Annotated in this window: 20 protein-coding genes; 8 read left to right on the forward strand and 12 right to left on the reverse strand. The window is 67.6% G+C overall.

All coding sequences use genetic code 11. The features are described 5' to 3' along the window. Positions 1–18 precede the first annotated feature (18 nt). On the forward strand, positions 19–723 hold the full coding sequence (locus D5S08_RS06635; RefSeq protein WP_121116775.1) for a hypothetical protein: 705 nt from the start codon (positions 19–21) through the stop codon (positions 721–723). On the opposite strand, the gene D5S08_RS06640 is transcribed toward D5S08_RS06635, so the two are convergent. The 7 genes from D5S08_RS06640 to D5S08_RS06670 form a co-directional block, all read right to left on the reverse strand. Next, entirely contained in the window at positions 710–1,534 is an 825-nt protein-coding gene (locus D5S08_RS06640; RefSeq protein ID WP_121116777.1) for a TrmH family RNA methyltransferase, read from the reverse strand. The two genes, D5S08_RS06635 and D5S08_RS06640, sit on opposite strands and share 14 nt — an antisense overlap. A gap of 33 nt (positions 1,535–1,567) precedes the next feature. Next, positions 1,568–1,846, reverse strand: a complete 279-nt coding sequence (locus D5S08_RS06645) for an HPr family phosphocarrier protein (protein ID WP_121116779.1) — start codon at positions 1,844–1,846, stop codon at positions 1,568–1,570. Positions 1,847–1,889: 43 nt separating this feature from the next. Continuing rightward, positions 1,890–2,294 carry a PTS sugar transporter subunit IIA gene (locus tag D5S08_RS06650; RefSeq protein ID WP_121116781.1) on the reverse strand — a complete coding sequence of 135 codons (405 nt, stop codon included), beginning with the start codon at positions 2,292–2,294 and terminating at the stop codon, positions 1,890–1,892. Positions 2,295–2,379: 85 nt separating this feature from the next. Further along, on the reverse strand, positions 2,380–3,288 hold the full coding sequence (gene rapZ, locus D5S08_RS06655) for an RNase adapter RapZ (protein ID WP_121116783.1): 909 nt from the start codon (positions 3,286–3,288) through the stop codon (positions 2,380–2,382). Continuing rightward, a complete protein-coding gene (locus tag D5S08_RS06660) occupies positions 3,269–3,751 on the reverse strand; it encodes an HPr kinase/phosphorylase (RefSeq protein ID WP_121116785.1) in 483 nt (160 codons plus the stop codon). Before D5S08_RS06660 ends, rapZ begins: the two co-directional genes overlap by 20 nt. Further along, positions 3,748–5,331, reverse strand: coding sequence for a sensor histidine kinase (locus D5S08_RS06665; RefSeq protein ID WP_241557264.1), 1,584 nt, complete (start codon positions 5,329–5,331; stop codon positions 3,748–3,750). The genes D5S08_RS06660 and D5S08_RS06665 overlap by 4 nt, the downstream gene beginning before the upstream one ends. Then, a complete protein-coding gene (locus D5S08_RS06670) occupies positions 5,324–6,079 on the reverse strand; it encodes a response regulator transcription factor (RefSeq protein ID WP_121116788.1) in 756 nt (251 codons plus the stop codon). The genes D5S08_RS06665 and D5S08_RS06670 overlap by 8 nt, the downstream gene beginning before the upstream one ends. 358 nt (positions 6,080–6,437) lie before the next feature. On the opposite strand from D5S08_RS06670, the gene D5S08_RS06675 reads away from it, so the two are divergent. Next, positions 6,438–8,048 (forward strand): phosphoenolpyruvate carboxykinase, encoded by a 1,611-nt coding sequence (locus tag D5S08_RS06675; protein WP_241557265.1) that lies wholly within the window; start codon positions 6,438–6,440, stop codon positions 8,046–8,048. A gap of 42 nt (positions 8,049–8,090) precedes the next feature. Here the strand turns inward: D5S08_RS06675 and D5S08_RS06680 are convergent, their stop codons facing one another. Beyond that, the gene (locus D5S08_RS06680; RefSeq protein WP_121116789.1) at positions 8,091–9,665 is read right to left on the reverse strand and encodes a DUF1570 domain-containing protein; all 1,575 of its coding nucleotides are present in this window, start codon (positions 9,663–9,665) and stop codon (positions 8,091–8,093) included. Between the two features lie 79 nt (positions 9,666–9,744). Further along, entirely contained in the window at positions 9,745–10,161 is a 417-nt protein-coding gene (locus D5S08_RS06685) for a DUF3597 domain-containing protein (protein WP_121116790.1), read from the reverse strand. A 102-nt stretch (positions 10,162–10,263) separates the two neighbouring features. On the opposite strand from D5S08_RS06685, the gene D5S08_RS16905 reads away from it, so the two are divergent. Beyond that, a complete protein-coding gene (locus tag D5S08_RS16905; RefSeq protein ID WP_175578890.1) occupies positions 10,264–10,428 on the forward strand; it encodes a hypothetical protein in 165 nt (54 codons plus the stop codon). 18 nt (positions 10,429–10,446) lie between these two features. Here D5S08_RS16905 and D5S08_RS06690 read toward each other — a convergent pair whose 3' ends face one another. Then, positions 10,447–11,103, reverse strand: coding sequence for an alpha/beta hydrolase (locus D5S08_RS06690; RefSeq protein WP_121116792.1), 657 nt, complete (start codon positions 11,101–11,103; stop codon positions 10,447–10,449). Positions 11,104–11,227: 124 nt separating this feature from the next. Here D5S08_RS06690 and D5S08_RS06695 point away from each other — a divergent pair, with 124 nt between their 5' ends. The 3 genes from D5S08_RS06695 to D5S08_RS06705 are packed head-to-tail and all read left to right on the forward strand — an operon-like array spanning position 11,228 to position 13,691. Further along, positions 11,228–12,307, forward strand: coding sequence for a cysteine desulfurase family protein (locus D5S08_RS06695; protein WP_121116794.1), 1,080 nt, complete (start codon positions 11,228–11,230; stop codon positions 12,305–12,307). After that, complete coding sequence (locus tag D5S08_RS06700; RefSeq protein WP_121116796.1) at positions 12,304–13,389, forward strand: cysteine desulfurase family protein; 1,086 nt, start codon at positions 12,304–12,306, stop codon at positions 13,387–13,389. Before D5S08_RS06695 ends, D5S08_RS06700 begins: the two co-directional genes overlap by 4 nt. Then, complete coding sequence (locus D5S08_RS06705) at positions 13,389–13,691, forward strand: 2Fe-2S iron-sulfur cluster-binding family protein (protein ID WP_121116798.1); 303 nt, start codon at positions 13,389–13,391, stop codon at positions 13,689–13,691. Before D5S08_RS06700 ends, D5S08_RS06705 begins: the two co-directional genes overlap by 1 nt. Before the next feature lies 1 nt (position 13,692). Here the strand turns inward: D5S08_RS06705 and D5S08_RS06710 are convergent, their stop codons facing one another. Next, complete coding sequence (locus tag D5S08_RS06710) at positions 13,693–14,226, reverse strand: type 1 glutamine amidotransferase domain-containing protein (protein WP_121116800.1); 534 nt, start codon at positions 14,224–14,226, stop codon at positions 13,693–13,695. A 107-nt stretch (positions 14,227–14,333) separates the two neighbouring features. Here D5S08_RS06710 and parC point away from each other — a divergent pair, with 107 nt between their 5' ends. Both parC and D5S08_RS06720 read left to right on the forward strand, forming a co-directional pair. Next, a complete protein-coding gene (parC, locus tag D5S08_RS06715) occupies positions 14,334–16,619 on the forward strand; it encodes a DNA topoisomerase IV subunit A (RefSeq protein WP_121116802.1) in 2,286 nt (761 codons plus the stop codon). A gap of 35 nt (positions 16,620–16,654) precedes the next feature. Next, entirely contained in the window at positions 16,655–16,846 is a 192-nt protein-coding gene (locus D5S08_RS06720; RefSeq protein WP_121116804.1) for a hypothetical protein, read from the forward strand. 73 nt (positions 16,847–16,919) lie between these two features. Here D5S08_RS06720 and D5S08_RS16665 read toward each other — a convergent pair whose 3' ends face one another. Beyond that, positions 16,920–17,519 carry a hypothetical protein gene (locus tag D5S08_RS16665; RefSeq protein WP_121116807.1) on the reverse strand — a complete coding sequence of 200 codons (600 nt, stop codon included), beginning with the start codon at positions 17,517–17,519 and terminating at the stop codon, positions 16,920–16,922. Positions 17,520–17,753 lie beyond the last annotated feature (234 nt).

Below are 17,753 nucleotides of genomic sequence, written 5' to 3' on the forward strand. Positions count from 1 at the left end.
CGGCGGGAGACGGGTGGAATGAGACTGGCGCTTGTCGCCCTTGCGCTGCTGGCAACAATTGCCGCCTGCCGACAGGACGAGGCGCCGGCGGAGGCGATCGAAGAAACGGCCGAGCAGCTGATCGAGCCTTCAGCCAAGCCGACACCGCTGGCCAGCGGCCGCTTCGCTCCGCACGATGATTGCAGCACAATCAATGGTGCGGCGGCCTTCCGCGCCCGCTTCGCCGACGCCGTGCGGAGGCGTGACGCAGGTGCATTGTCGGCACTGGCAGCCGCGGACATCAAGCTGGACTTCGGAGGAGGGACCGGCGTTGCAGAGTTGCAGCAGCGTCTTGCAGATCCCAGGCAAGACCTATGGGCTGAGCTGGAAGCGATCCTGCCGTTGGGCTGTGCTGCCAACGAGCAGGGCGGGGTGACCATTCCGTGGATCGCCGATCAGGATCTCGGCCGTCGCGATCCCTTTTCTTCCATGCTCGTGCTGGGCGAAAGCGTTCCTGTCCTGACGGCGCCCGCACCCGATGCGCAGCGTGTTGGCGAAGTGTCCTGGGATCTGGTCCAGATCAGGGCGCCGGAGCCCGGCGCCACCTTCCAGCAGATCGTCTTGCCGAACGATCGGACCGGCTTCATCGCCAGCGACAAGCTCCGCAGCCCGATGGATTACCGGCTGACCGCCTCCAGCCGCAATGGCAAGTGGAGCATCACCAGCCTGGTCAGCGGGGACTGATCCCGGGCTCCGGGTCCAGCTGCGCCAGCACCTCGTAGGCCAGCACCGCGGCGGCCACCGCCGCGTTGAGGCTGTCCGCCGAACCGCGCATCGGCATGGTGACGTGCAGGTCGCAGGCGCTTTCATACTCCGCCGGCAGGCCGCGCGATTCATTGCCGACCAGGATGAAGCACGGGGCCTGGTAAGGCGCACCGCGATAGGGCTGCGAACCGGGAGCGAGCGAAGCTGCCACCAGCTGCCCGTCACCCTGCCGCAGCCAGCCGATGAACTCGTCCCAGCTCGCCTGCGCCAGCTTCTGCGTGAAGACGGCCCCCATGCTGGCGCGCACCGCTTCCACGCCGAACGGGTCGGCGCAGTCGTCCAGCAGGATCAGTCCGCCCGCACCCACGGCATCGCCGGTGCGCAGCATGGTGCCCAGATTGCCGGGATCGCGCAGGGCCTGCGCCACCAGCCAGATCGGGGCGGCGGCGCGGTCCAGTTGCGCCAGGCCGGTGTCCCACTGGGCGAACACGCCGGCGACCGCCTGTGCATTGTCCTTGCCCGTGATCTTGCTCAGGATGTCGGCACTGGTCTCGATCACCTCGCCCCCGGCCGCGAGCACATCCGCCTCCAGCGCCTGCAGCAAGGGATGCTCGATGCGACCTTCGGCCATGACCAGCAGCTCGGGCAAACGGCCATGCGCACGAGCATCGGTCAGCAGCCGCAGTCCTTCTGCCAGGAAGCGATGCTGCAGCCGGCGCTGCTTCTTGTCGCGCAGGGAGCGCAACAGCTTGACGGTGGGATTGGAAAACCCGGTGATCTGGCGGCGCATGGCGCCAGCGTCTGGAGGGGGAAGGCGGGGAGGTCAATCCTCGCCGAAGCCGTCCTCGATCATGGCGACAAGCTGCGCCAGCCGCTCTTCCGCCGACTCGCCGCTGACCTGCAGCTGCACGCAGTCCCCGCGTGCCGCGCCGAGCATCATCAGCCCGAGGATGGAGCCACCGGCGGCGCTGCCGCCATCCTTGCTGACGCGGACCTCGCTACCTTCCATCTGCGCCACGGCCGACACGAACTTGGCACTGGCGCGCGCATGCAGCCCGCGCTTGTTGACGATGGTGACTTCTGCCTCGACCTGCTGCGACATCCTTGTCTCCCTTGCCGACCGGCGCCGCCAGGGCGCCTTGCCGTCAGGCGTCCTGCCCCAGGAACTCGGACGCGATCGTGATGTAATTGCGCCCGGCATCCCGCGCTGCCGATGCGGCAGCCGACAATGTCATATCCTTGCGCGCGCCGGCGAGTCGAATCAACATCGGCAGGTTGATGCCCGCGATCACCTCCGTCTTGCCACGCTGCAGCAGGGAGATGGCGAGATTGGAGGGTGTGCCACCGAACAGGTCCGTCAGCAGCACCACGCCGCTGCCGCTATCCACCACCTTGATCGCGTTGGCGATGTCCTTGCGGCGCTGTTCCATGTCGTCGCTCGGGCCGATGCACACGGTGGCGACGTCGACCTGCGGGCCGACCACATGTTCCATCGCGTGGACAAATTCCTCCGCCAGGCGGCCATGGGTGACCAGGATGATCCCGATCATGTTGCAGTGCGATCCCTTGTAAGGTCCGGTTTCCGCAATCGCGGTCTGCCGGCCAAGCTGTTGTTTTGCAACATAGTGCTGTGCATCATGCCCTGTCCGGCCCTTCCAGCAGCGCAGCCCCGCGCCCCGCCAGGTTGCGGTGCAGCACAGTGGGCGAAAAGCCCGCATCACGCAAGCCTTCGGCAATTCGTTCCGCCGTATAGACTGATCTGTGTTTCCCTCCGGTACAACCGATGGCGATGCTCACATGGCTCTTGCCACGCCTGGCATAGCGCGGAAGCAGATCGACAAGCAGATCCGTGATGCGGGCCAAGTTTGGCGCGAAACCCGGATCACGCGCTATATGTTCGCCGACCGCCGCATCCAGCCCGGTCTGCTCGCGCAGGTCCGGCTCCCAGTGGGGATTGTCCAGAAAGCGCATGTCGAACACCAGATCGGCCACCGGCGGCATGCCGCGGGCGAAGCCGAAGGAGGTGAGCGTCACCGCCATGGTGCGCGGTGCGGTGGCACTGAACAGTTCACGGATGCGGAACTGCAGGTCGTTGGAATTCAGGCCGGTCGTGTCGATCAGCATGTCGGCCCAGTCGCGCAAGGGGGCGAGGATTTCCCGCTCCGCAGCAATCGCCGCGGTGACCGGCCGATCCTGCGCCAGATGGTGGCGGCGGCGTGTCTCGTTGTAGCGGCGGACCAGTTCGGGCGACTGGCAATCCAGGAACAGGGTTGTCAGCTGGCTGTCCGGGCGCTGGCCGAGCGCGGTGGCGCGGGCGATCACCTCTCCGGGCACGAAGCCGCGAGTGCGGCTGTCAAAACCGACGGCCAGCGATTCGCCTGCGCCATCACCTTCGAGCAGGCGATCCAGCAGGCGGATCGGCAGGTTGTCGATCGCCTCCCAGCCCAGATCCTCCAGCTCGCGCAAGGCGGTGGTCTTGCCGGCGCCCAGCATCCCGGTCAGCAGCAGCAGGCGGCGTGGCGGTTCAGGCGAGTCGGTTGCCATCGTCCACGGCCCTTGCGCCTCCCGCCGCCGCTTGTGAAGCGGGGAGGCCATATTGTCGCAGCGCCCATTCCGCGCGCAGCGCCAGCACGGGTGTATCCGGCCACAGGCGGATCTGCGGCAGTCCGGCTCCCCTCCGCGCGACCTGCTCCGCCTGTTCGATATAGCGGGAGGCGCCGGGGTCGAGACGCAGGACCAGCGCAATGCAGGCGGGTGCGACGGGCAGGGTGACCAGGCCGACATTGCGCACTTCCAGCAGGCCGGCGGTGGCGGCGGGCGGATGTGCCCACAACCGGCCGTCGTCTGCCAGCGTCAGGCGGACCCCGTCATCCCCCACCAGGCTGGCGCCCCGGTCGATCAGCGCCAGCGCCAGGCTGGACTTGCCGCTGCCCGGCGGACCTTCGATCAGCAGGCCGCGCCCGCCGATCGCCACGCAGCTGGCCTGCCACAGCCCGCCGCCGGTCATGCCGCGGGCAGGTCCAGTACCAGGCAGGCGCCGCCCGCCTGTTCCGGCCAGGCCGGATCCGCCACCCGCAGCGATCCGTCATGCGCCTCCGCAATGGTGCGCGCGATCGCCAGGCCTAGGCCACTGTGATCGCCGAAGTCCTCTCCCTCCGGTCTGTCCGAGTGGAACCGGGCGAAGACCTTCTCCCGCCGTTCGGGGGCGATACCCGGCCCTTCGTCGCAGACCGTGGCGATCACCCGGTCATCATGTCCGGCGATCGTCACCCAGATGCGGCCGCCCGGGGGTGAGAAGGAGACCGCATTGTCCAGCAGATTGTCGATCACCCGCTCCAGCCGCAGCGGCACGCCCAGCACGATCGCGGGCCGGCCCTCCCGCTCCACCTGCACCTGGCAGTCGCGATTGAGCTGACGGTCCTGCCGGGCGCGGACCAGATGTTCGATGAGGGCGGCCAGGTCGATCGCCTCGAAGGTGGCGCGGCTGAGCTCCGCGTCAATCCGGCTCGCCTCCGCGATTTCCGTCACCAGCCGGTCGATCCGGCGCACGTCATGCGCGGCGATGTCGATCAGCTGCGTGCGCAGGTCGGGATCGTTCACCCGCTCCAGGCTGTCCACCGCGCTGCGAAGGGAGGCGAGCGGATTCTTGATCTCGTGCGCGACATCGGCGGCAAAGGTTTCCACCGCATCGATGCGCAGGCGCAACGCGGCGGTCATGTCGGATACTGCGCGGGCCAGAACGCCGAGTTCGTCCCCGCGCGCGCCCATGCGCGGCACCTCCACATCGCGTTCGCGGCCCAGCCGCACGCGCACCGCCGCACGGCTGAGCCGCCGCAGCGGGTCGATGATGGTGCGGGCAAGGTAAAGCGAAAGAAAGAAGGAGATGACCAGCACGACCGCGATGATCAGCAGCAGCTGGCTGCGGGCGGAACGGACCGCCAGCGTGATGTCGCGGGCATTGCGCGTCGTCAGCAATGTCGCCCCGCGCAGGCCGACGGGCGCAGCTGCGGTGATCACGGGCGTGCGGTCGGGCGCATGGCGCAGCTCGATCTGGGTCAGGCCCTGCTGCCGCGCGCGGGCGACCTCCGGCCAGGCATCGGCCACCGGCTGCACCGGTTCGACATAGGCAGGGGCAGCGCGAGCGCCGGTGAGGAAGTCGACGCCGGCATCCATCCAGCGGGCCACATCTTCCGCCCAGGGATCGGCCGCCGGATCGTTGAAGAAGAAGGATGGCGGAGCCAGCGCGAAGCTGTCCGCCGTCAGCGTGCCGTCGCGATCGTAGATCCGCAGGCGCATGTTCTGCTCCTTGCCGATCTGGATCAGCAGGGCCTTCTGCCGTTCCGGAGTGGCGCCGGCCAGCGCCTCGGCCGTGATCTGCGCCTCGATCCTGGCCAGCTTGTAGCGTTCGTCCAGCAATTGCCGGCGATAGGAATCGAGCAGGAACAGGCTGCCGCCCAATGCCACCAGCGGAATCAGGTTGACGGCAAGGATCCGCGTGGTGAGCGAGATGGTGCCAAAAAGGCGGCGCCCCGGCGGCGGCTGGATGGCGGCGGCCGGCGGCTGCTCCTCCCCCTCGGCGTCACGCATCGGTGAAGCTGTAACCGGCACCATACAGCGTTTCGATGGCGGTGAAGTCCGGGTCCGTGACGCGGAACTTGCGACGCAGGCGCTTGATATGACTATCCACTGTGCGATCGTCCACGAAGACGTCGTCGGGATAGGCGGCGTCCATCAGCTGGTTGCGGCTCTTGATCACGCCCGGTCGCTGCGCCAGCGCCTCCAGGATCAGGAACTCGGTGACTGTCAGAGAGACCGGCCGCCCGGCCCAGGTCACGCGGTGGCGCGACGTGTCCATCTGCAGCCGTCCGCGTTCCAGCATGGCGGCGGCGGGCTGGTCGTCGGTGGTGGCGGTCTGGTCCCCGGAAATGGTGGCTTCGGTCAGCGGAGCGGCCCGCCGCAGGATGGCGCGGATCCGGGCCAGCAGCAGCCGCTGGCTGAACGGCTTGGCGATATAATCGTCCGCCCCCATGGCGAGGCCGGCTTCCTCGTCCTGCTCGTCATCCTTGCTGGTCAGGAAGATGACCGGCAGGTCGGACGTTTCGCGCAGGCGCCGCAGCAGCTCCATTCCATCCATCCGGGGCATCTTGATGTCGAACACGGCCAGGTCGGGCGGATTGTCGGTCAGCGCCTTCAGCGCGGCCTCCCCGTCGGAGTAGAGCCGGGTGGCGTAGCCTTCGGCCTGCAGGGCGATGGACAGGGTCGTCAGGATGTTGCGATCATCATCCACCAGGGCAATGGAACGCCGGGCTTCGGCGGCGGCTGGCGGCAAGGTCATGGCTGGGCGCAGAACTCTTTTGTGGGGCGGTGGCGAACCAGACGGAGCCTAAGGGCGACATAGGCAAACGGCAATGGCCAAGGGGGTGTCCTGACATAAGGCAAAAGCCACCCGGATGACCACCGGTGTCATCAAAAATCCGCAGTTTTGCGCGATTTATCGGACAAGGATCAACTTTGCTGATCGTGCATTCCCGCGTGACTTTCCGTGCCTGATCGTGGATGCTTCGCGGCGTGTGACGGGGATCCCCGGCCACCTTTGGCGCGGTCTCACGACGCTGGGGGACGGGGTGCACACAACCATGTCTGGGGCCGGAGCGCCGCAGGATGCACGCAAGCCCAATAGGGAGAATTCAGCAGTGACAGCTACCTTGTCGTTCCCGCTTTCGGAGCAGGGGATCGCCACCGACGCCACCATCCACGCCAATCTGGGCACCGCCGCGCTGGTCGAACAGGCCGTTGCCCGCGGCGAAGGCCGGCTGGCCGCAGATGGCCCGCTGGTGGTAGAAACGGGGCGACATACGGGCCGCTCCGCCAAGGACAAGTTCCTGGTCCGCGATGCGGAGACCGAAGGCACCGTGTGGTGGGGCAAGGTCAACAAGTCCATGAGCGAGGCGCATTTCGCCGCACTGAAGGTCGATTTCCTGGCCGCTCTGGCCGAAAAGGACGAGCTGTTCGTCGCCGACCTGTTCGGCGGATCGCAGCCGGAATATCGCGTGAACGTGCGCGTCATCAACGAATTGGCGTGGCACAATCTGTTCATCCGCACCCTGCTCGTCCGGCCCAAGCCGGTTGAGCTGGAGGGTTTTGCGCCCGATTACACGATCATCGACCTGCCCAGCTTCCGCGCCGATCCCGAACGGCACGGCTGCCGTACGGAGACGGTGGTGGCCGTCAGCGTGACGGAGAAGCTGATCCTGATCGGCGGCACGGCCTATGCGGGCGAGATGAAGAAGAGCGTCTTCGGCATCCTGAACTACCTGCTGCCGGCCAGGGGCGTGATGCCGATGCACTGTTCGGCCAATGTGGGGCCGGACGGGCGCACGGCGGTGTTCTTCGGCCTGTCGGGCACCGGCAAGACGACCCTGTCCGCCGATGCCAGCCGCACGCTGATCGGCGATGACGAGCATGGCTGGTCCGATACCGCCGTCTTCAACTTCGAAGGCGGGTGCTATGCCAAGATGATCCGCCTGTCGGAAGAGGCCGAGCCCGAGATCTTCGCCACAACGCGCCGCTTCGGCACGGTGCTGGAAAACGTGGTGATGGATCCGGACACGCGGCAGCTGGACTTCGACGACAACAGCCTGGCGGAGAACAGCCGGGGCGCATATCCGATCGAGTTCATCCCCAACAGCTCGGCGGAGAACCTCGGCCCGGTGCCGTCCAACGTGGTGATGCTGACGGCGGATGCGTTCGGCGTGCTGCCGCCGATCGCACGGCTGACGCCGGACCAGGCGATGTACCATTTCCTCTCGGGCTACACCGCCAAGGTGGCAGGGACCGAGATCGGCGTGACCGAGCCGGAGGCGACCTTCTCCACCTGCTTCGGTGCGCCCTTCATGCCGCGCCATCCCAGCGTCTATGGCAATTTGCTGAAGGAGCGGATCGCCAAGGGCGGTGTGCAGTGCTGGCTGCTCAACACCGGCTGGACCGGCGGCAAGTACGGCGTGGGCAAGCGGATGCCGATCAAGGCAACCCGCGCGCTGCTGAACGCCGCGCTGGACGGATCGCTGAACGATGCCGAGTTCCGCAAGGACCCCAATTTCGGCTTCGACGTGCCCGTCAGCGTGCCGGCGCTGGCTGCCGCCGGGATCGACCAGACCATCCTGGACCCGCGCGCCACCTGGCCGGACAAGGATGAATATGACGCTGCGGCGGGCAAGCTGGTGCAGCTGTTCGTCGACAACTTCGCCGATTTCGAAGCGCATGTGGACGAAAGCGTGCGGCAGGCGGCGCCGCAGCCGGCGTGAACCGGACAGGGCGGGGCCGCATCGTCGGCCCCGCCTGTTTTTTCAGTCCACCTCCGGCGTGTCCACTGCACCGGTAATGGCCGTAGCCAGGTCTTCGGCAGCCATCTCCCGCATGGCGGTCAGCAGCGGTTCCATGCCGATGACGCCGCCCTCTTCCCGATCCGCCAGATAGGCCAGCAGGCGTCCCGCCGCGATGGATCGTCCGCCGGCATGGGGTGCGAAGGCGACCGGCTGCAGCGTCAGCCGCGCCTGTTCCAGCCGTCCTTCGCTGGCCTGCTGCAGCGCGGTCATCATCCTGAGGTCCTGATCGAAGGGGGCCAGTTCCAGGGCACGCTCCAGCGCCTGGATCGCCAGCTTGTCCGGCTCCGCCCCACGTTCGAGGTAGCTGCGATAATAGTAGATCAGCGGCAGGGGATGGTCGTTCTCCCGCGCATTCAGCGCGCGGAACGGCGCCATGGCTGTCTGATAGGCCGCAGCCTGATCGTCGCCGCCCCCTGCCGACCGGAACAGCGCGTAACCCTTTTGCACATAGGCGTTCACCTGCGACGGATCGAGCGCCAACGCCGCATCCGCCGCAGCGATCGCCGCCTCATCGTTTCCGGCATCATATTCCGCCTCGGCCAGTGCGGCCTGCACGGCCCCGTCCTGCGGATGGGCGGCGGCCACCTTCCGCATGTCGGGCAGCAATTCCAGCGCCTGTTCGCGGTTGACGCCGCGCTTGGACACCATGCGCAGCGGCATGACCGCCGCTTCGCCTGCACTCAGCGGGCGGATGGTTATGGGCGATCTGGAAAGGTTCTTCAGCTCCAGCTGGTTCATGCGCCGGCCGTTGAGATAGTCGTCCAGCTCGTCCTCCAGCACCGCCAGGTCGCCGAAAGCCTCCTGCCCGGCCTGCAGGCTGGGTGTGCCCGTGGTGACCATGCGCCAGTAATTGCTCAGCTGGCCTTTGCGCTCCTCGCTGAAGATCAGGTAATGGTAGAGGAGCCAGGAACGGCCGTAATAGGCATCGTAGGACCGGCCGCGTTCCTCGCGATAGCGCACATCATCCAGCAGCTGGTCCACCGGCACGTTGACGGCATGGAACAGCTCGCCCGCACGATGGCTGGCCGGGCCGCCGATCTGTATGCTGCCATCGCGCTTGAACTTGGCCGAGGCGTAGAACTCCGCCGCCCCTTCGGACAGCCAGCGCGGCATCGCGTGATTGCCGGTCGAGATCAGCAGATGGTGGGCATATTCGTGCAACAGCACGATCTGCGAGAAGTCGGTCGCGCTGCCCCGCGTGGTGATGCGCGGCACGAAGGCGATCGAACCGTTGGCCCGCGGGATGTAGAAACCGGCCACGAAGCGGTCGCCATCGCCGCTGATCCGTCGCACTTGGCGCGTATCGCCCACGACATAGACGGTGAGCCGGCTGGAAGGGCTGGGCGTCACCGCGGCGCGTCCGGAGATCGTCTCCACCGCGCTGTGATACAGTTCCAGCTCTTCGGAGAACTCCTGCAGGGTGGCTTCCCGCGTGTCGGCATAGATGACGAAATGGTCGCTCGCCGCCTCCAGCCAGCGCGCCTGTGCCGCACCCGGCCAGCATGCCAGCACCACCATCAGTCCCAGAAAACGCATCCGACTCCCCCAAGCCGCCTGTCAGAGCGGTGAAGCTACGACAGGTGCGGCCTGGGGGGCAAGGTATTGAAAAGACCGATCAGTCGGTCAGCGTAGCGGGCACCTTGCCGCCGTTCTTGGCCAGTTCGCGCATCACGCGCTTGTGCAACGCGATGTTTTCCGCCGCTTCACCGGAATAGTTCGTGTCGCCCAGTTCGCCCGCCAGTTCCTTGCGGTTGGCAAAGCTGGAATCGATGTCGAGCAGCTTGAGCAGGTCGACGATCGAGCTGCGCCAGTTCAGCCCATCCGCGCCGTCCATGGCGGACAGGCGTGCTTCCACATCGACTTCGCTGAGCGCCGGGGCAGCGGCGGGCGCTGCAGGGTGGGGGGCGGCGGGAGCCGGCGCCGCCTGAGCTGCCGGGCGTGGCGGTGCTGCGGCCGGGCGGGCAGGCGCGGCGGCCGGCTTTTCAGGCTTCTTGCCCAGGATTGCGTCAGTGATCTTCTGAAAAATGCCCAAGGCCTGTCTCCTGCTGCCGCGCAGTCCGCGCGGCTTCGGGCTGGCAATGGGCGGCGCGGGCCACGGGTTCCGCCGGGGGCGACAAAGCGCTACAGCCTGGCGATGGATTTCGTGCTGTCCCTCACCATGCTGGCCGCGATCGCGCTGGTCATCGGCGCCGCCTGGCTGTGGCGCCGGGGCGGCGCGTCGCGGCAGGCGTGGCTGATGCTGGTGCTGGCGGGGGTGATGCTGGCGAATATCGCCATCTGGTCGCTACCCCCGCCCTGACCGATCATCCGCCAGCCGTCACCGGATGGTGCAGGCCGGATCCAGCCGGAAGTCGAGATAGCGGTCCACGGACGCCATCAGCTCTTCCTGCTCGTTCTCGAAGAAGTGGTTGGCCCGCGGGATTTCCTCGTGATGGATGGTGATGTGCTTCTGCGTGCGCAGCTTGTCGACCAGCTTCTGCACCGAATTGGGCTGCACCACCGTGTCCGCCGTTCCCTGGATGAAGATGCCGCTGGCGGGGCACGGGGCCAGGAAGGAGAAGTCGTACATGTTGGCCGGCGGCGCGATGGAGATGAAGCCGCGGATCTCCGGCCGGCGCATCAGCAGCTGCATGCCGATCAGCGCGCCGAAGCTGACGCCTGCGACCCAGGTGGTCTGCGCTTCGGGATGAACCTGCTGCACCCAGTCCAGCGCACTGGCGGCATCGCTCAGCTCGCCGATACCGTTGTCGAAGCTGCCCTGGCTGCGGCCCACGCCCCGGAAGTTGAAGCGCAGGGTGGCGAAGCCGCGATCGGTGAAGGTCTTGTACAGGCGCTGCACGATCCGGTCGTTCATGGTGCCGCCACCCTGCGAATGGGGGTGCAGGATCATGGCCACCGGCGCCCGCGGACGGGTGGCGGGGGAGAAACGGCCTTCGAGGCGGCCTTCGGGACCGGGAAAGATAACGGATGGCATCGTTGGCAGGACTCTCGTGCTTGGTTTGGCGTGCTTGGTCTGGCGTGCTGTATTGCAGGCGCGGCTGGCGTGCGGAAAGTGCGCCGCTATATAGGATTGCGAGCCCAAATCGCAATTGTCACGAATGACCCGCATCTATCTTGATCACGCGGCGACCACGCCGCTCCGTCCGCAGGCGCTTGCCGCGCTGCAGGAAGGCTGCCGCCTGTGGGCCAATCCGTCCAGCCCGCATGCGGAAGGCCGCGCCGCGCGCCGGGCGCTGGAAGATGCGCGCGAGCGGATCAAGGAAACGCTCGGTTGGACGGGGGAGCTGGTCTTCACCAGCGGGGCCAGCGAGGCCGCGGCCCTGGCGCTGAACCACGCGCAGGCCGGCAGCCGGCTGGTCAGCGCGGTGGAGCATGAGAGCATCCTGCGCGCCGCCGCCGGCGCGACGGTCCTGCCGGTCGGGCCTGATGGCGCACTCGACCTCGAGGCGTTGACCCGCGAACTCGCCGCTGCAGACGAGCCGCTGGTGGCGGTGCAGTCGCTCAATTCGGAAACGGGCAACTGGCAGGACATGTGCGAGATTGCCGAAATCGTGCATGCGGCGGGCGGCCTGCTGCTGGTCGACGCATCGCAGAGTGCGGGCAAGTATCGCCTGACCGGCGAACCGGACATGGCGATCCTGTCGGCGCACAAGTTCGGCGGCCCGATCGGCATCGGCGCATTGCTGGTCAGGGACTGGGCCATGCTGCGCGCAAGTGGCGGGCAGGAACGCGGCTATCGCTCCGGCACGGAGAACCTGCCGGGTGCCCTGGCCATGGCCGCCGCGCTGGCGGCGGGTGGCGAGCCATACATGGAGTGGGAGGCCGGCGAGATCCTGTTGCCGTTCGCGGCGGAGGTCCGGGCGCTTGGCGGCACCTGGCTGTCCGACCGGCTGGACGCACCCACGGCCTACATCCATGCGCTGGCCATGCCGAGCCTGTCCGCCACGGCGCAGCTGATGCGGTTCGACCTCGCCGGCATCGCGGTCAGCCAGGGGAGTGCCTGTTCCTCCGGCTCCCTGCGCACCAGCCACGTGCTCGCCGCCATCGGCCTGCCGGACGATCTGGCCGCGCGCACGATCCGCATCAGCCTGGGCTGGAACACCACCCGGGCGGACCTGCAGCGCTTCTGCGATGCCTGGCTCGACATGGCCCGGCAGGCGGCAAGCCGGGCGGCATGATCTATCTCGACCATCAGGCGACCACGCCGCTGGCACCCGAGGCGCGCGCGGCGATGGAGCGCTGGCTGGGCGGGGCGGACAGCACCAGCTTCGGCAACCCGCATTCGCCGCACCGGCTGGGCCGGCAGGCGGAGGCTGCGGTGGAACTGGCGCGGGAGCGGGTGGTGGCGCTTTTCCCGGCCGGCGGGCGGGTGATCTTCACCGGCAGCGCGACGGAGGCGCTGAACCTGGCGCTGCGCGGCTGCGAGCCGGGCCGGTCCGGCGCGGGGGTGGCGATCAGCGGAATCGAACATGCGGCGGTGGAGGAAACCGCGCGCGCCCTGCCCGGATCGCTGACCGTACTGCCGGTGGACGCCGACGGGCTGGTGGATGCCGAGGCGGACTGGCCGCACGATGTGGGCCTGGTCAGCGTGATGCAGGTCAATAACGAGATCGGGACGATCCAGCCGGCCGCGCGCCTGTACGAACGTGCGCAGGCCGCCGGTGCCCTGTTCGTGTGCGACGCGGTGCAGGCGGCGGGCAGGCTGCCGATCGCGGCGGCCGACATGATCGCGATCAGCGCGCACAAGTTCTATGGGCCGAAGGGCATCGGCGCGCTGTGGGTGCGCGATGGCGTGGAACTGCAGCCGCTGATCACCGGCGGCGGGCAGGAGGGTGGCCTCCGCTCCGGCACGCTGAGCCCGGCCTTGTGCGCCGGCATGGGCGCAGCCGCCGAACTGGCGCTGGCCCGCATGGAGGAGGACGCCCTGCACATGGACCGCCTGTTCGCCCGCGCACTTGAACTGTTCGCCGGCTGGCAGCTGAATGGCAGCGGCGAGCATCGCATCAGGAGCAATCTCAATCTCCGCCGCACGGGGCTGGACGTGGCACGCCTGATGTCGGAGGTGCGGACAGTGGCCTTCTCCGCCGGCAGCGCCTGCGCCAGCGACAGCGGCAAGCCCAGCCGCGTGCTCGCCGCCATCGGCCTGTCTGCGGCAGAGGCGAAGGGATCGATCCGTCTGGGGCTGGGTCGCTACACCACCGAAGCGGAACTGGAGGACGCCGCCGCGCTGCTCAACCCCGCCGCCGCGGCGCAGGGTTGATGCAGGTCCATTTTCTCGACCGCACCGGCCAGCGCATCACGGCCGAGGCGCAGCCTGGCGACCGGCTGCTGGACATAGCCCAGGCCGCCGGCCTGCCGCTGGAAGGCACCTGCGAAGGGCAGATGGCCTGTTCCACCTGCCACCTGATCATCGCGCCGCAATGGTTCGACTGCCTGCCGCCCGCCAGCGCCGAGGAGGAAGACCTGCTCGACCTCGCGCCCGCCGCCTGCAGCACGAGCCGGCTTTCGTGCCAGATCGTGCTGCAGGAGGGGTTGGACGGCCTGCTGGCCAAAGTGCCCTAGATCAGGCTTCCGCCTTCTCCAGCAGACCCTGCAGCGCCTTCACGAATGCCGGGATGTCATCCGGCTTGCGGCTGGTGACGAACTGCCCGTCCACCACCGCTTCCTCGTCCACCACGTTCGCGCCGGCATTCTTCAGGTCGGTGCGGATGGAGGGCCAGCTGGTCACCCGCTTGCCGCGCACCACGTCCGCTTCCACCAGCAGCCAGGGCCCGTGGCAGATCGCCGCCACCGGCTTGCCGGCATCCACGAAGTCACGCACCAGTTGCACCGCCTGCTGGTCCATGCGCAGCTTGTCCGGGTTGATCTGTCCGCCGGGCAGCAGCAGCGCGTCGAAATCGTCCGCATTCGCCTCGTCCAGCGTCAGGTCGACGTCGACATCGTCGCCCCAGTCGTCCTGGTCCCAACCCTGGATGGAGCCTTCTTCCGGGCTGGCCACCAGCACCTCGTATCCGGCGTCCTGCAGCAGCTCCATCGGCTCTTCCAGCTCGGACTGTTCGAAACCGTCCGTGGCCATGATCAATATACGCTGTGCCATCGTGCTTCTCCTTGAAAGGCGTTCGGCCTGCAATGAGTGGGGGAAGCCGACCGTTCCCCCCGCCCGCACCCTTTGTCCCCGGGCGTGCCGGTGATAGGGCAGGGCGCATGGCCACCATCGATGCTGAAAAAGACCCGTTCGATGCGATCATCGACACGCCGTTCGATAGCGCGCTGTCCGAACGCTACCTCGTCTATGCCCTGTCCACCATCACCGCCCGGTCGCTGCCGGACCTGCGCGACGGGCTGAAGCCGGTCCACCGCCGCCTGCTGTGGACCATGCGCCAGCTCAAGCTGAACCCGACGGACGCCCCCAAGAAATCGGCGCGCGTGGTGGGTGACGTGATCGGCAAGTACCACCCGCATGGCGACGTGGCGGTCTATGACGCCATGGTCCGCCTGGCGCAGGATTTCACCCTGCGATACCCGCTGGTGGAAGGGCAGGGGAATTTCGGCAATATCGACGGCGATAGCGCCGCCGCCTACCGCTACACCGAATGCCGCCTGACCCGCACGGCCTTGTCGCTGATGCAGGGGCTGGACGAGGGGGCGGCCGACTTCGTGCCGACCTACAACAACGAGGAGGAGGAGCCGGTGCTCTTCCCCGGCCTGTTCCCCAACCTGCTGGCCAATGGTGCCAGCGGGATCGCGGTGGGCATGGCCACCAGCATCCCCAGCCACAACGTGGCGGAGATCCTGGATGCCACGCTGGAACTGATCGACAATCCCCATGCCACGCATCAGCGGCTGATGGAGCTGTTTCACGGCCCGGATTTTGCCACCGGCGGCCTGATCGTGGACGGGCCGGAGGCGATCAGCGCAGCCTACGAGACCGGGCGCGGCGCCTTCCGCATGCGCGCCCGCTTCCATGCGCCGGAGGCGGGCGCCGGCCCGGATCGGGAGGCCGGGATCGAGCGCGTGGGCAGCGGGCAATGGCAGCTGGTCGTGTCCGAAATCCCGTACCAGGTGCAGAAGGGCAAGCTAATCGAGCAGATCGCGGCCCTGATCGCCGACAGGAAGCTGCCGATCCTGGAGGATGTGCGCGACGAAAGCGACGAACAGGTCCGCATCGTGTTCGTGCCGCGCAGCCGCAATGTCGACCCCGAGCAGCTGAAGGAAGCGCTGTACCGGCTCAGCGACCTGGAGGTGCGCTTCTCGCTCAACCTCAACGTGCTGGATGCCACCCGCACGCCGATGGTGATGGGCCTGCACGAACTGCTGTCCAACTGGGTGGCGCACCAGATCGACATCCTGCAGCGGCGCACGCGCCATCGGCTGGACAAGATCGCCGACCGGCTGGAGCTGGTCGCCGGCTACATCATCGCCTTCCTCAACCTGGATCGCGTGATCGAGATCATCCGTACCGAGGACAATCCCAAGGCGATGATGATCGCGGAGTTCGAGCTGACCGACCGGCAGGCCGAGGCGATCCTGAACATGCGGCTGCGATCCCTGCGCAAGCTGGAGGAGCTGGAACTGCGCAAGGAGCATGATGCGCTGGAGAAGGAGCGCGGCGAGCTGACCGCATTGCTGGAAAGTCCGGCCAAGCAGCGCACCCGGCTGAAGCGCGACCTGCGCGCCCTGCGCAAGGAGTATGGCGAGGATACGGTGCTGGGTCGCCGGCGCACCACCATCGCCGCGGCCGCGCCGACCGTCACCTTCAGCATGGACGCGATGATCGAGAAGGAGCCGGTGACGGTGATCCTGTCGCAGCGTGGCTGGATCCGCGCGGCGAAGGGTCATGTGCCGCTGGATGGCGACTGGAAGTGGAAGGAAGGCGACGGTCCCGCCTTCGCCGTCCACGCACAGACCACGGACAAGCTGCTGATCGCCGGCGATGACGGGCGGTTCTTCACGCTGGGTGCCGACAAGCTGCCAGGCGCGCGCGGTTTCGGGGAGCCGATCCGCACCATGCTGGACATGGATGCATCGGTGCAGGCGATGGCGCTGATCGTGCACCGTCCGGGCTTGCGCCTGCTGCTGGCATCCAGCCACGGACGCGGCTTCGTGGCGGATACGGGCGAGCTGCTGGCGGAAACGCGCAAGGGCCGGCAGGTGGTGAACCTGAAGGGCGACGGGAAGCTGGCGGTGCTGCGGGAGATCGCGGCACGCGACGACCATGTCGCGGTGATCGGCGACAACCGCAAGCTGGTGGTGTTCCACCTGGACGAACTCCCGCAGATGGCGCGCGGGCAGGGCGTGGCGCTGCAGCGTTATCGCGATGGCGGCATGGCGGACGCCACCACCTTCCGGCTGGAAGAAGGCCTCAGCTGGGCAATGGGCGGGGAAACCGGCCGCACCCGGACGGAGCGGGAGATCCAGCAATGGAAGGTCGCGCGCGGCGGTGCCGGCCGATTGCCGCCCAACGGTTTTCCGCGGGATAATCGCTTCTGATCGGACGTTGGGGCAGCACAACAGGAGCGCTGCCCATGTTCATGGACTTTCGCGATCAGCCCGTGCCGCCCCCATGGCAGCCAGAGCCCCGACCCGTGCGGCTGACCCGCCAGCAGGAAAAGCGGCTGGGCATGGTCCTGCTGGTGAACATCGTGCTGCTGTTCGGCGCCGCGCCGCTGGCCGGATCGTCAGTGGTCGCCGCACTGCTCTGGATGGCGGGCGGCTGATCGCCGCATATGAAAAGGGCCGGGTGCACCCCTGGTGACCCGGCCCCTCTCTTCGGTGCGACCCGAGAATGGATCAGGTGGCGGCTTCGGTCGAAGCGGCCGCACCACCCGCCTGCGCGGACACGGCCGCATTCAGATCGGCCGAGGTGGCGAGGAAGGTCAGGTTCTCGCCCGTGACCGTCATCTGGTCCTTCGGCAGCTGGATCGGGCCGGCGGTGGTGTGCTCCACCACGACCATGCCATCCGGCTTCACTTCGGTGATCGTGCCGACGGCCACGTTGTCGACCGTGAACAGTTGCGCGCCGGCCACCAGCTTGGTGTCGAGCGCGGCGACGGCCTTCTGCTCCTCGGCACGGATGGCGGCTTCCAGGTCGGCCTTGTTCCAGCCGATCGTCGGGCCCGTGTCACTGGTGCCGAACACGCTGGCCGGCAGGGTGGCATTCAGGGTGCCGGTGTTGACGACCACATTGGTGCCTTCGACCTTGTCGACCGTACCAACCGGATTTCCATCCGGACCGTAAACGGTCGCGCCCACGGTCACGCCGCTATCGCCGGCGGGGGCGCCGGTGGCGGGGGTGGTGGCGGCAGGCGCGGTCGCCTGGGCCAGGGCGGCGGGGGCCAGTGCGGTGGTGCAGGCAAGGGCTGCAACGCTCGCGAGGGTCCTGATGTTCATATGATCAACTCCGTATATTCGTCTGACAGTCTTGGAGGCCGTGAGGCCGCGGTTCTGTTCACGGGATCAGGACGAGGAACCAGTCCGCTTGTCGCCGACGATGGTCGCCGCAAGGCTTCCACTTTCCCCGCCCGGATAACCCGTTGCCGCTATTCAACGCGAAAACGCCCGCCGGGGGGTACCTTAATCGGCCAGTCGTTACTCAGACGGGACGAAGTGGGTGCAGTGCAACAT

It is taken from the genome of Croceibacterium ferulae (assembly GCF_003660445.1).
Classification (GTDB): domain Bacteria; phylum Pseudomonadota; class Alphaproteobacteria; order Sphingomonadales; family Sphingomonadaceae; genus Croceibacterium; species Croceibacterium ferulae.

Coding starts and splice junctions, on each gene's coding strand:
- D5S08_RS06650 (WP_121116781.1), bottom strand. CDS start 2,294: ATGATCGGGATCATCCTGGTCACCCATGGCCGCCTGGCGGAGGAATTT.
- D5S08_RS06635 (WP_121116775.1), top strand. CDS start 19: ATGAGACTGGCGCTTGTCGCCCTTGCGCTGCTGGCAACAATTGCCGCC.
- D5S08_RS16905 (WP_175578890.1), top strand. CDS start 10,264: ATGGATTTCGTGCTGTCCCTCACCATGCTGGCCGCGATCGCGCTGGTC.
- rapZ (WP_121116783.1), bottom strand. CDS start 3,288: ATGGCAACCGACTCGCCTGAACCGCCACGCCGCCTGCTGCTGCTGACC.
- D5S08_RS06680 (WP_121116789.1), bottom strand. CDS start 9,665: ATGCGTTTTCTGGGACTGATGGTGGTGCTGGCATGCTGGCCGGGTGCG.
- D5S08_RS06695 (WP_121116794.1), top strand. CDS start 11,228: ATGACCCGCATCTATCTTGATCACGCGGCGACCACGCCGCTCCGTCCG.
- D5S08_RS06660 (WP_121116785.1), bottom strand. CDS start 3,751: ATGACCGGCGGCGGGCTGTGGCAGGCCAGCTGCGTGGCGATCGGCGGG.
- D5S08_RS06710 (WP_121116800.1), bottom strand. CDS start 14,226: ATGGCACAGCGTATATTGATCATGGCCACGGACGGTTTCGAACAGTCC.
- D5S08_RS06720 (WP_121116804.1), top strand. CDS start 16,655: ATGTTCATGGACTTTCGCGATCAGCCCGTGCCGCCCCCATGGCAGCCA.
- D5S08_RS06665 (WP_241557264.1), bottom strand. CDS start 5,331: ATGCGTGACGCCGAGGGGGAGGAGCAGCCGCCGGCCGCCGCCATCCAG.
- parC (WP_121116802.1), top strand. CDS start 14,334: ATGGCCACCATCGATGCTGAAAAAGACCCGTTCGATGCGATCATCGAC.
- D5S08_RS16665 (WP_121116807.1), bottom strand. CDS start 17,519: ATGAACATCAGGACCCTCGCGAGCGTTGCAGCCCTTGCCTGCACCACC.
- D5S08_RS06640 (WP_121116777.1), bottom strand. CDS start 1,534: ATGCGCCGCCAGATCACCGGGTTTTCCAATCCCACCGTCAAGCTGTTG.
- D5S08_RS06690 (WP_121116792.1), bottom strand. CDS start 11,103: ATGCCATCCGTTATCTTTCCCGGTCCCGAAGGCCGCCTCGAAGGCCGT.
- D5S08_RS06645 (WP_121116779.1), bottom strand. CDS start 1,846: ATGTCGCAGCAGGTCGAGGCAGAAGTCACCATCGTCAACAAGCGCGGG.
- D5S08_RS06670 (WP_121116788.1), bottom strand. CDS start 6,079: ATGACCTTGCCGCCAGCCGCCGCCGAAGCCCGGCGTTCCATTGCCCTG.
- D5S08_RS06705 (WP_121116798.1), top strand. CDS start 13,389: ATGCAGGTCCATTTTCTCGACCGCACCGGCCAGCGCATCACGGCCGAG.
- D5S08_RS06700 (WP_121116796.1), top strand. CDS start 12,304: ATGATCTATCTCGACCATCAGGCGACCACGCCGCTGGCACCCGAGGCG.